Genomic DNA, 12,075 nt, shown 5'->3' on the forward strand with positions numbered 1-12,075 from the left:
GCCAACGCGCTAAAGTGGGCGGCAGTGGAAATCTGGAGCTTCCCGCCATGCCCGTTCATGTTGATGCCACCGAGCAGCTCTCCGAGTCGATGTTGCGTGATGCGTTGATGCAGGCGCGTGACGACCAGCGCCCTGCGATCTCTGCCGAAGATGCCAAGGCGCAGATGGATGCGCTCAAGGCGCGGCATCTGGAACAATTGGCCGCCATCATCCGGGCCGCATGACGGTACGCTGGAGCGCGATGGCGCTGGATGACCGCGCCAGCTTTCTGACATCAGCATTGGTGCGTGCATTGCAGGCGCCCGATCCACAGATTCACGCGGCTGCACTCGAATGCGATGCCCGTATCGAATCAGACGTCAACCGGCTTGAGGGCATTGCGACCTGGCGTGCAGGGCCGTTGCCCGATTCGCGTGTTTATCCGGCAGCCGATGGCCGATTCGTGATCCTTTACCGGCGTGATGGGCCCGATATCCTGATCGAGAGGGTACTGCCGACGCGCTCGAACTGGCTGGTTGACGGATAGCCGGTCAATCGCCTTCCAGAACTTCCACCAGCACTGCGTAATCAGCCGGAACCGGATCGGTATGCGAAGGCCTCGCCAGCAGTTCAGCCAGCGCCGGTGGCGGGGCGACCTTGGCGCCGACCAGCGGTTCGACGATGCTTTCGAACTTGGCCGGATGGGCGGTGGCGGCCACCGCCCAGCTGCCGTCCAGTGCGAGGCTGTCGAGTGCGAAGATCGCGGTGGCGGTGTGCGGGCAGATCGCGAACAGGTGCCGGTCCCAGACTTCCTGGATCGTATCCTGGATGGTGGCATCGTCGACACTGATGGCGCGGAACGAGGTGCGCAGCGCGTCCTCGTCCGGATACAGCCAGCGCAGGCGTTCGAAGTTGCTTGGCGCGCCCACGTCCATCGCGTTGGCCAGGGTCGCGGTGCTGGCCTGCGGCACGTAGTCGCCGCCATCGAAGAAGCGCGGCAGCACATCGTTGGCATTGGTGGCCAGCAGCACTTCACCGATCGGCAGGCCGATCTTTCGCGCCAGGATGCAGGCCAGCGCATTGCCGAGGTTGCCGGTGGGGATCGCGAAATTGAGTTTTTCGCCATGTGCGCGGAAGTGGTCGAGCGCGGCCTTGGCGTAATAGCTCATCTGCGGCAGCAGGCGCCCGAGGCTGATGCTGTTGGCCGAACTCAGCGGCACCCGGGATTGCAGCTCGGCATCGTTGAGCGCACGTTTCACCAGCGCCTGGCAGTCGTCGAAACTGCCGGCCACACGCAGCGCGCGAACGTTGTCGCCGAAGGCTCCGAGCTGATGCGCCTGGCGCGGTGAGACCCGGCCATCCGGGTACAGGATCAGCACGCGCAGGTTCGGCATGCCGTGGAACGCACCGCCGACCGCAGCGCCGGTATCGCCCGAGGTGGCCACCAGAATCGTCAATGGTTTTTCCGAACCGCTACGCAGGCGCGCAAGGCAGGCGGCAAGAAAGCGCGCACCGAAATCCTTGAACGCGGCGGTCGGGCCATGGAACAGCTCCAGCAGGAAGGTGCCGTCGCCCAGATCGCGCAGCGGCGCCGGGAAATCGAAGGCTTCCTCGCAGATCGCATCCAGTTCGGCAGCCAGCGCATCGCCTTCGAAGAACGGGCGCAGCAGCCTGGCGGCGATCTGCGGCAGGGATTGCCGGCCCTCGAAATCGGCCAGCGCCAGCACGGGAAGCTGTTCGGGAACATAGAGCCCGCCATCGGGCGCAAGACCGGCGGCGATGGCCTCGGACAGCGTGGCCGGCGCGGCGTCACCGCGGGTGGAAACAAAACGCATCACAGCACCTCCGCACGCGGTCCGGCGACCGGCGATACATAAGATTGACTGGGAAAACCGGCCTGCGCGAACGCGGCCTGCATCGGTGCGGTGGCGGCTTCGGCCGCAGCCCGGCTGGCGAACCAGGCGAACACGCTCGGCCCGGCGCCGGAAATGCTCGCACCGAAGGCATCGGCATCCAGAGCGGCCTGCTTGACCTGCGCGAAGCCGGGAATCAGCGGAGCGCGGCGTGGTTCGACCAGCACATCGGCAAAGCCGGACCGCACCAGCGCCTCGTCGCCGCGCATGCAGCCGACCAGCACCTGCGCCAGATTGGCCGACTGCACAACGAACTCGTTCAGTGCATAGCTGCCGGCCAGCGCTTCGCGCGCGCGGCGGGTTTCCAGCACCTGGTCCGGATGCACCAGCACGCAATGCCAGGCTTCCGGCACGTCGATTCTGACCATGCGTTCGGCGGTGGTCAGCACCAGCCCGCCGAGCAGCATCGGGCCGACGTTGTCACCATGGCGCGAACCGCTGGCGACCGATTCGCCATCCAGCGCGAAGCGGTACAGCGCCTCGCGCGAAAGTGGCTCCTCCAGCAGTGCATTGGCCGCCACCAGCGCCGCCACGCACGAGGCCGCCGAACCGCCCATCCCCGAGCCCAGCGGAATGCCTTTCTCGATTTCGATTTCGAACCCGAACGGCAGCGCCAGCGCTTCACGCAATGCGATCAATGCGCGCCCGGCGGTGTTGTCTGCCGCTTCCAGCGGCAAGGCCAGATCCAGGCCGTGGATGGCACGGATGCGCACCGTGGGTTCGTCGATGCGCTGCACCGTCACATGATCGCCGGCCCCGGCAAAACTGTGGCCGAGGAGGTCGAAGCCGACGCAGGCGTTGCCGATGCTGGCGGGGGAGAAGGCTGTGGGCATTGGGCTGGCTGGGGAAAGGGGAATGGGGAATGGGGAATGGGGAAAGATTGGCTCCCTCTCCCCTGCGTGCGGGGGAGGGGGCTGGGGCGAGGGGGCTTTCGCCGCGACAGTGCAAAAGCACTCGCGCCTGCATCGCTCACCCCTTCACCCTGATCGTCTCGCCCCGCACGCAGGGGAGAGGGAACAATATCGGAGATCGGTTAGACCCGCGCCCCCAATGCCGCCGCCACGCGCAGCAGGTCCGAAAACACGCCGGCCGCGGTCACTTCCGGTCCGGCGCCGGGGCCTTGCACCACCATCGCATTGTCGAAATAGCGCTGGGTGGTGAACTGCACCACGTTGTCAGTGAGCTTCAGGTGGGCGAAGGCGTGGCTTTGCGGCAGGGCCTGCAATGCGACGCGGGCGCCGCCGTTGCGGTCCAGGCTGGCGACGTAGCGCAGCACCTGGCCGTTGGCGCGCGCCGATTCAAAGCGCTGCTGCATGGCCTCATCGTGCATATCGAGGCGCTCGAGGAACTCCTGCGGCGAGACCGATTCCAGCCCCGGCGGGATCAGTGATTCGACTTCGACATCGGCCAGGCTCAGCTCGCGCCCGGCCTCGCGCGCCAGGATCACCAGCTTGCGTGCCACATCGGTGCCGGACAGATCGTCGCGCGCATCCGGTTCGGTATAGCCCAGCTGATGCGCCTGCCGCACCAGCGCCGAGAACGGCTGGCTGCTGTCGTATTTGTTGAACAACCAGGCCAGCGTGCCGGAGAAGATGCCTTCGATCGAATGCAACTCGTCGCCGGTGGCGATCAGGTCGCGCAGGGTCTGGATCACCGGCAGTCCGGCGCCGACCGTGGCCTCGTAGCGGAAGCGGGCGTCGCCGGCACGCGCGGCGGTGCGGATGCGGCGATAGCGCTCGATCGGGCCGGAACCGGCATGTTTGTTCGGCGTGATCACGTGGATGCCGGCCGCCAGCCAGTCCGGATAGCGCTCGGCCACGTCCGGGTTGGCGCTGCAATCGATGATGACCGCGTGCGGCAGGTGCGCGGCCGAGACGTGCGCGGTGAAGGCGTCCAGATCGGCGGCGCCGGCCTGCTCCCAGTGCTGGCGCCAGTCCGGATCGTGTTCGCCCAGCCACATCCGGCGGCTGGATGCGATCGCGCGCAGGCGCAGGTCGAGATTGGAATCGCGCAGCAGTTGCGGCGCGGTCTGCGCGAGCTGGTCCAGCAGCGCTGCGCCGACCTTGCCCGGGCCGATCACGCCAACCGAAATCGTCTGCGGCGAGAGCCAGAAGCCGGCATGGGCGGCACGCAGCGCCTTGCTCTCGTCACTGCTGGCGATCGCCACCGAGATATTGCGTTCGGACGCCCCCTGCGCGATCGCGCGCAGGTTGACGTGGGCGCGTGCCAGTGTGCCGAGGAAGCGCGCCGCCACGCCGGGCCGGCCCGCCATGCCGTCGCCCACGGCGGCCAGCACGCTGATGCCGTCCTCCACCTGCACACTCTGGATCTGGCCCTGCGAAAGTTCCTGCGCGAAGGCGCGTTGCAGCGAGGCCTTGCCGGCCTGCGCCTGCGCCGCGCGCACCACGCAGCAGATCGAATGTTCGGACGAGCCCTGCGAAATCATCACCACCGAGACATTGGCATCACGCAGCGTCGCGAATACGCGTTCGGCGGTGCCCGGCACGCCGATCATGCCGCTGCCTTCCACGTTCAGCAGTGCCAGATCGGACGACAGTGAAAGTCCCTTGGCCGGGAAATTGCCGTTTTCGTCGCCGCCGGCATCGATGCGCGTGCCCGGGTGGGAAGGGTTGAAGGTGTTGCGGATCAGGATCGGCAGGTTGCGCGCGATCGCCGGCGCCATGGTCTGCGGGTGGATCACCCTGGCGCCGAAATAGGCCAGTTCGCAGGCTTCGTTGTAGGACAGGCGCGGCAGGAACACGGCGTCGGGCACCACTCGCGGATCGGCTGACAGCACGCCATCGACATCGGTCCAGATGTTCAGCTCGCTGGCGCCGAACAGCGCGGCGAAGATTGCGCCGGTGAAGTCGCTGCCGTTGCGGCCCAGCGTGGTCGCCACACCGTGCGCATCACGCGCGATGAAACCGGTGATGACGATGCGCCGCTGCGGATGCGTGGCACGCCATTGCGTCAGGCGTGCCGCGCTGGTGTCCCAGTCGACCGCGATGCCGAGATCGTTGCGGCCGATGACCAGCACCTCGCGCGCATCCAGCGCCACCGCGTCCTGACCCAGCGCCGACAATGCCGCAGCCAGCAGCTGCGCGGACCAGACTTCGCCCAGGCCGTGCACGCGTTCCTTGGCCGCAGCGCCGGAAGGGCCCAGCAGCGCAATCGCGGCCAGCAGCGCGGACAGATCCTGGAACTGTGCGTCCAGCCAGGCCAGCGTGGCATCGGCGCCATCGCCCAGCAGCTGTTGCGCGGTGCGCTGGTGCTGTTCCCGCAGGGTGGCCAGTTGTGCGGGCCAGTCGCCATTGCCGCTGGCACTGTCGGCCAGCGCGATCAGCGCATCGGTGACGCCGCGCATCGCCGAGACCGTGGCGGTCTGGATCGGATCATCGCGTTCGGCCAGCAGGTTTGCGACGTGGCGGTAGCGCTCGGCATCGGCCAGGCTGGAACCGCCGAACTTGTGCGCGAACACGGGTTCGGAAGCCGGGGCGGCGAAGGGTGCGGCGGGAGCGGAAGGGAGCGCGTTCATCTGGGGGCCTTGAGTGGTGGTGGCCCGCCTTCGCGTTGGATGGGTTCGCCATGCGCCCCGCATCCTCGTCGAGGTGCGGAGCCGGGTTCGTGGAATCAGCGCACGACCGGACGCACCCCGGTGGGGGTGGTAATCGTCGTGGCCATGGTCATGGTGCGGGGCAACATGAGGCCAAGCTAAACCCGCCGCCGCCTGTCTTGTCAAGCCGTGCCGGCAGGCGTGGGTGCGGCGCAGTCATGTGCGGTATGCGGAAGTGTTTCAGTCTGGCGCCTGGGCCTGCGTCTGGCGGATGCAAAGCTCCAGCGCCGCGATCGCGGCACGGATTTCCGGCCCGTCACTGCCGGATAGCTGTGCGAGCGCGGATTCGAGCGCGTTGACCGCCGCAGCCAGCCGTGCGGCACCGCAAAATCCGCAGGCCGCGCGCAGCCGGTGCAGGTGCTGGCGGGCTTCGTGCGAATGCGGGTCGGCGAGAATCTGATCACGCTGTCCGGGCAGATCACGCAGCATCAGTTCACGCAGGCTGGAAAGAATCGCGGGGTTGTTGCCGACCGTGGCCAGGCCGGCGGCATCGTCCCAGAGCGGCAGGTCTTCCCACGCAGCTGCCACTTCGCCGGCGCGATAGCCGGAATCGCCGTGGCCAGCTTCCGAGATGCGGCTGTCGTCCTGGCGGTCTGCGCTGGCCGGATTCAGGCCGAGCCCGGTGAGAACCTGGCCGAGTTGTTCGATCGACAGCGGCTTGGTTGCCACCGCATCGAATCCGTTGTTGCGCAGGCGGGCATGCAGGAGTGCATCGTCATCGGCGGTCAGCGCCAGCGCCGGCGAATCCGAGCTGGCATGGCTATCCAGGTTGCGGATCATGCGCAGGTACTGGATGCCATCGCCATCGGGCAGGTTGAAGTCCAGCAGCAGTACCTCGAAGCGGCGCGCGATGGCGGCCTGCGCGGCGGCCGTACCGGTTTCAAACGCCTCGCATTGCCAGCCCAGAAGCTGCAGCGCTTCGCTCAGGAAAGCGCGGCTGGCAGGATCGTCCTCGGCGAGCAGGGCGGGCTTCATCGTGGCGGCAGGGCGTACAGGTATGCTCGGCAGCATGGACAGCCCGCCGCCCGCATGCAAGCTCACCGGCCTTCGCCTGACGTGGCTGATGGCGTGGATGCTGGTGCTGTGCTGGACGCTTCCAGCCTCGGCCAGGGTGCTGACGGCTCAGGCCGAACGCGTCGCCACACCGGTCGCACGGCTGGATGCACTGGAGCTGTCGCTGCGCTGGCCGCCCGGGCAGCAGAGCGGCGAACTTTCACTGACCGCGGCGGTACTGGATGCCGGCGAACTGGGGTATCGCTGGCGCGATCTTGCCTGGCGCTGCGAACTTTCAGGTGCCGCTGTCGAGGAGCTGCAATGCGCCGGCCCGGTCAGTGCGCGCAGTGCTTCCGGTGCGCGCCTGACGGCACGGCTGGAACAGGGTGCGCTGACGCTTGAACTGACCCATGCCCGTACCCGGCTGACGGCACATCAGCCGTTGCAATCCGATGCCGAAACCGGCATCGAGGTGCTCGCGCTGCCGGCCGCATGGCTCGCACCACTGCTGGCCCGGGCCTGGTCGGATGGCCACATCACCGCTGGCCGGATCGATGCGCAATGGACGCTGCGCCAGCATCCGGAGGGCATCGACATCGGTGGCCCGCTGCGCGTGGACGGGCTTGGCCTGGACAGTGCCGATGGCCGCATCGCGGCGGAAGGTGCGGGCATTTCCGGCCGCGCACAGGCGCGTCTGGCAACCGATGCCACCACGCTGGATCTGGCGCTGGAGTTGCGCGGTGGCGAATTCCTGTTCGGTCCGATGTACGCGCAACTGCCGGCCACGCCGGTGGAACTGGCGACACGCCTGTCCAGTTCCGTTGCCGGACGCTGGCAGGTCGAAGGCCTGCGCTGGCGCGATCCGGGCGTGCTGCAATTCGATGGCCGGCTGCAGCTGGATACCGCACAGGACATGCCTTTGCGCGAGGCGGCACTGGAGTTTTCGCTGCCCGATCTGGGGGCCGCGCACGCGCGCTATTTCGATTCACTGTCCGCCAGTTTCGGTTTTTCCGGACTGCAACTGGGCGGCAACGCCAGCGGTGAGCTGCAGTGGAGCGGCGGTGATTGGCAGGCGCTGGATCTGGCATTGGAGGCGGTCGATATAGAAGACGGCAACGCACGCTTCGGCGCCGATGGCATCGGTGGCACGTTGCGATTGCGCAACGATACGGATAGTGGCAGCGGCGAATTGGCCTGGCGGCGCGCGCATCTTCATCGCATCGAACTGGGTGCCGCACGGCTGCCGCTGGACAGCAGCGGCGGCGGCCTGGCACTGCGTTCGCCGGTATCGATCCCGCTGCTGGGCGGACAGCTTCTGCTGCAACAGATGCGTTATGCACCGGTGCAGGGCGAGGCGCAATTGGCGCTCGCGCTGGAGCTGGAAAACGCGGATCTGGCGCAGCTGAGCCAGGTACTGGACTGGCCCGCCTTCAGCGGCAGGATTTCCGGCGAACTGCCCGGCGTGCGCTACGCCAACGACCGACTGGAGTTTGCCGGCGGACTGCATGTGGAAGTGTTCGGTGGCGATGTGCATGTCACGCAGTTGGCGATGGAGCGGCCCTTCGGCGTGGCGCCGACGCTGGCCGCCAGCGTCGATGTGCGTGGCCTGGATCTGGAACCTCTGACCGGCGCTTTCGGCATCGGCGAAATCAGCGGACGGCTGGATGGTCACATCCACGACCTGCGGCTGGTGGACTGGGAGCCGGTGGCCTTCGATGCCGCGTTCCATACCGTGGAACGGCGCGGCGTGCGTCAGCGCATCAGCCAGCGTGCGGTGCGCGAACTGACCGAAGTCGGCGGCGGCGGTCTGGCGGCGGGCCTGCAGGCGCAGGTGCTGAAGGCGTTTTCCAGCTTCGGTTACGAACACATCGGGCTGAGCTGTGTGCTGGCCAACAACGTCTGCGCCATGGGCGGCGTGGGCCCGGCCGAGAATGGCGGCTACTACATCGTCGAAGGTTCCGGCCTGCCGCGCGTGCATGTCATCGGCCATCAGGGCCGGGTCGATTGGCCGGTGCTGGTGGCACGCCTGAAGGCGGCCTCGCAGGGCCAGGTGCCGGTGTTCGATTGACATGACGACGCGCCGGCGGTGCGGTATCCGGCCAGCGCGTGGTCGCGGTTCATGTCGCAGCGGTTCCCATGGGTCACCGCTTTCCGTTCCAATACCCTCGTTCCCCCGCATTTGGAGTGTGTCATGCAGAAGTTTGGATGGTTTCTTGCCGCCGTCGGCCTGCTGGTCCTGTCGGCCTGCGTCACGATCAACGTCTATTTTCCTGCCGCCGAGGTGCAGGAAGCGGCGCGCGAATTCGTCGAAAAGGTCATCGGCGATGATGCACCCGCGCCTTCCACTCCTGTTGACGACGTGCCCCCGGCCACCAGCAATGGTGGCGGCATGGCGCTGCTGTCGTTCTTCATCGGCAGCGCACAGGCGCAGACCCCGGACATCACGATCCGCACCCCTGCGATCCAGGCCATCCAGGCGCGCATGGCACAGCGCTTCCAGGGCCAGCTGGCTGCGCATTTCGATAGCGGTGCACTGGGTTTTGGCCGTGACGGCCTGATCGTGGTGCGCGATGCCGGCAAGCTCGGCCTCAAGGACCGCGCCACCGTCAATCAGGCCGTGGCCGACGACAACCGCGACCGCGCCGCCGTCTACCGTGAAATCGCCGTCGCCAACGGCCACCCGGAATGGGAGCAGCAGATCCGCGAAACCTTCGCCCGCCAGTGGGTCAACAGCGCCCGTGGCGGCTGGTGGTACCAGGATGCGGCTGGGGCGTGGAAACAGAAATGAGTCCCGCGCGCCGAATCAGCCCGTAGGGATTCAGGCTGCAGGGGTTTCAGCAAGACCGCACCCTCTCACCCGATGGCGGGGGAGAGGGTTGGGGAGCGTTATGGCAGACCTGCAAAACGTCATGACGGCCAAACCCTCATCCGCCCCTGCGGGCCATCTTCTCCCGCGGGAGAAGGAAAAGGCGAGCTGAGTGGTGGGGCCAAGGAAGGTCTGAACAAGTCCCGAGCCTGCCAATCAAGCAACCGTAAGTGATTGATCCAGAAGAGGCGAAAAATGCACTTGCCGACTTGTTCAGGGGTTCCCTGGCAGTGCCGTAGCAGCGGCGACCTGTACGGCAGTGCGCAAGAAATAGGCCGCACATGGCGGCCTCATCCGATACTTCTTCAATCGTTAGGCTGGTTGTTGGGTTTGCCCGAAAACAATTCTATATGATTGATTTTATTGGAGTATTGGTGGAGCGGAGGAGGATCGAACTCCCGACCTTCGCATTGCGAACGCGACGCTCTCCCAGCTGAGCTACCGCCCCATGCAGGAGCTTGATTCTACGGCTGGTGCTCGGGAGCGGCAAGCGTGGATGTGCCGAGCGTGGTGCGCGCGCGGAGACATGCCGGCGCCGAGTGTGGGGCCATGATCCGGCCCCGGATCGGTCCGGGTCGCGGGTGTGAACGGGCCCGTTGCTCTTTGCGTCCCGCCCGGGCAGGTGGTCCAATAGCGGGCCCGCGAGTGGTTTTTGCATGGGTGTGGAGGTCGTGGACCTGTCCGCGTCCGTGTGCGCGCCTGCGGGCCTTCCTTTCCCAACTTTTCATCTGGATTCCGCCGTGTCCTTTCTTTCCGCTGTTGCACTTGCTCCCAACGATCCGATCCTGGGTCTGACCGATACCTACCTGGCCGACAAGCGCGAGCCCAAGGTCAATCTGGGGGTCGGGGTCTACTACGACGAGCAGGGGCGGCAGACATTGCCGGCGGCGGTACTGCGCGCCGAGCAGGCATTGGTGGAACAGGGCAGGGCGCGTGGCTACATTCCGATTGATGGTCTGCCTTCCTACACGCGTGCCACGCAGGAACTGCTGTTCGGGGCCGATTCGGCCTTGCTGGCGGCCGGCCGTGTGGTCACGGCGCAGACCCTGGGCGGGACCGGCGCGTTGCGCGTGGGCGCGGAATTCCTGAAAGCCACGCTGGAGCACGCGACGGTGGCGATCAGCCGCCCAAGCTGGCCGAATCATCAGGTGATCTTCAACGCGGCTGGCTTCAAGGTCGTGGACTATCCGTACTACCACGCGGCCAGCAACGGGCTGGATTTCGACGGCATGCTGGAAGGTTTGCGTGCGTTGCAGCCGGGCACGGTGGTGTTGCTGCACGCTTGCTGTCACAACCCGACCGGGGTGGATCTGGAACTGTCCCAATGGCAGCAGGTCGCCGATGTGCTGCGCGAAGGACGCCTGTTGCCGTTCGTGGACATGGCCTACCAGGGCTTTGACCGGGGCATCGCCGAAGACGCCGAAGGCATCGCGGTGCTGCTGGCGGCGGGCCTGGAAACGGTGTTCATCGCCAACTCCTATTCCAAGTCGTTCTCGCTGTATGGCGAGCGTGTGGGTGCGCTGTCGGTGGTGTGCGCCGATGCCGACGAGGCGGTGCGGGTGCGCTCGCAGGTCAAGCAGACAATCCGCGCCAACTATTCCAACCCGCCCACCCATGGTGCGGCGCTGGTGGCGGCGGTGCTCGGTGATGCGGCGTTGCGCAATCTGTGGGAAAGCGAGCTGACCTCGATGCGCGAACGCATCAAGGCGATGCGCAAGGGTCTGGTGACGCAACTGGCGGCGCAGGGCCAGCCGGATTTCGGCTTCATCGACCGCCAGGCCGGGATGTTCTCGTATTCCGGCCTGAGCAAGGCCCAGGTTGCGCGCCTGCGCGAGGAATTCGCGATCTATGCGGTGGATTCGGGCCGCATCTGCGTCAGTGCGCTGAATACGTCGAATCTGGAATACGTGGCCAGCGCGATTGCGCGGGTTGTTGCATGAGCGCGTCGGACACGTCTGCTGCGATTCCGATCCTGACCATCGACGGGCCGTCCGGCTCCGGCAAGGGCACGATCAGCCGCGCCGTGGCGCAAAAGCTGGGCTGGCATTACCTGGATTCGGGTGCGCTGTACCGCGCGATCGGCGTGGCCGCCGGCTGGGATGATGCCGATTTCTCCGATCAGGACGCACTGGTACGACTGGCGACGGACACCGTGATCCAGTTCCGTGGCGAAGGCAGCAGCGAGCCGCGGGTGCTCGTCAATGGTGTGGATGCGACCGATGAACTGCGTACCGAAACCGCCGGCGCCGCCGCTTCGGCGATTGCCGCGCTGCCGCCGGTACGTGCCGCACTGTTCGAAAAGCAGCGTTCCTTCCTGCGTCCGCCCGGGCTGGTCGCCGACGGGCGCGACATGGGCACGGTGATCTTCCCCGAGGCGGCGTACAAGGTATTCCTGACTGCCAGTGCCGAGGAGCGTGCCGTCAGGCGCCATAAGCAGTTGAAGGATAAAGGCCTTGACGTTACAATCGCCACCTTGCTGCACGAAATCCAGGCACGTGACGCCCGCGACGCCCAACGCACGGTGGCCCCGCTGAAGCCGGCCCCCGATGCGCTACTGGTGGATACCACCGGGGTTCCCGTCGATGCCGTCGTAGACCGCGTGCTGGAGCTGATCCCGATATCCGAGCGTACCTGAGCGGCTGCAAGCCGCAGGGCGTGCCCGTTGTCGGGATCGTTCGCGTTGCAAGACCGGTCCGGGAGCTGTTCCCGGT

Annotated in this window: 10 protein-coding genes and 1 tRNA gene; 6 read left to right on the top strand and 5 right to left on the bottom strand. The window is 66.6% G+C overall.

Going from position 1 to position 12,075, the window contains the following annotated elements; all coding sequences use genetic code 11:
• Positions 1–47: 47 nt before the first annotated feature.
• Positions 48–224 (top strand): hypothetical protein, encoded by a 177-nt coding sequence (locus WDB66_RS03480; protein ID WP_339397150.1) that lies wholly within the window; start codon positions 48–50, stop codon positions 222–224.
• 17 nt (positions 225–241) lie between these two features.
• Complete coding sequence (locus WDB66_RS03485) at positions 242–526, top strand: plasmid stabilization protein (protein ID WP_339397151.1); 285 nt, start codon at positions 242–244, stop codon at positions 524–526.
• Between the two features lie 4 nt (positions 527–530).
• Here the strand turns inward: WDB66_RS03485 and thrC are convergent, their stop codons facing one another.
• From thrC to WDB66_RS03505, 4 genes are all read right to left on the bottom strand, one after another.
• Positions 531–1,814 carry a threonine synthase gene (thrC, locus tag WDB66_RS03490; protein WP_339397152.1) on the bottom strand — a complete coding sequence of 428 codons (1,284 nt, stop codon included), beginning with the start codon at positions 1,812–1,814 and terminating at the stop codon, positions 531–533.
• A complete protein-coding gene (locus WDB66_RS03495; RefSeq protein WP_339397153.1) occupies positions 1,814–2,725 on the bottom strand; it encodes a homoserine kinase in 912 nt (303 codons plus the stop codon). Before WDB66_RS03495 ends, thrC begins: the two co-directional genes overlap by 1 nt.
• A 200-nt stretch (positions 2,726–2,925) precedes the next feature.
• Entirely contained in the window at positions 2,926–5,427 is a 2,502-nt protein-coding gene (gene thrA, locus WDB66_RS03500; protein ID WP_339397154.1) for a bifunctional aspartate kinase/homoserine dehydrogenase I, read from the bottom strand.
• A 258-nt stretch (positions 5,428–5,685) separates the two neighbouring features.
• Positions 5,686–6,480 (bottom strand): response regulator, encoded by a 795-nt coding sequence (locus WDB66_RS03505; protein WP_339397155.1) that lies wholly within the window; start codon positions 6,478–6,480, stop codon positions 5,686–5,688.
• Between the two features lie 34 nt (positions 6,481–6,514).
• On the opposite strand from WDB66_RS03505, the gene WDB66_RS03510 reads away from it, so the two are divergent.
• A complete protein-coding gene (locus tag WDB66_RS03510) occupies positions 6,515–8,566 on the top strand; it encodes a translocation/assembly module TamB domain-containing protein (protein ID WP_339397156.1) in 2,052 nt (683 codons plus the stop codon).
• Positions 8,567–8,689: 123 nt separating this feature from the next.
• Entirely contained in the window at positions 8,690–9,286 is a 597-nt protein-coding gene (locus tag WDB66_RS03515; RefSeq protein WP_339397157.1) for a YdbL family probable chaperone protein, read from the top strand.
• 450 nt (positions 9,287–9,736) lie between these two features.
• Here the strand turns inward: WDB66_RS03515 and WDB66_RS03520 are convergent.
• Positions 9,737–9,812 (bottom strand) — tRNA-Ala (locus WDB66_RS03520).
• A gap of 292 nt (positions 9,813–10,104) precedes the next feature.
• Between WDB66_RS03520 and WDB66_RS03525 the strand changes: the two genes are divergently transcribed.
• The gene (locus tag WDB66_RS03525) at positions 10,105–11,304 is read left to right on the top strand and encodes an amino acid aminotransferase (RefSeq protein ID WP_339397158.1); all 1,200 of its coding nucleotides are present in this window, start codon (positions 10,105–10,107) and stop codon (positions 11,302–11,304) included.
• Positions 11,301–11,999 carry a (d)CMP kinase gene (gene cmk, locus WDB66_RS03530; protein WP_339397159.1) on the top strand — a complete coding sequence of 233 codons (699 nt, stop codon included), beginning with the start codon at positions 11,301–11,303 and terminating at the stop codon, positions 11,997–11,999. The genes WDB66_RS03525 and cmk overlap by 4 nt, the downstream gene beginning before the upstream one ends.
• Positions 12,000–12,075: the final 76 nt, after the last annotated feature.

The organism is Denitratimonas organivorans, assembly GCF_037478135.1.
Taxonomy (GTDB): Bacteria; Pseudomonadota; Gammaproteobacteria; order Xanthomonadales; family Xanthomonadaceae; genus Denitratimonas.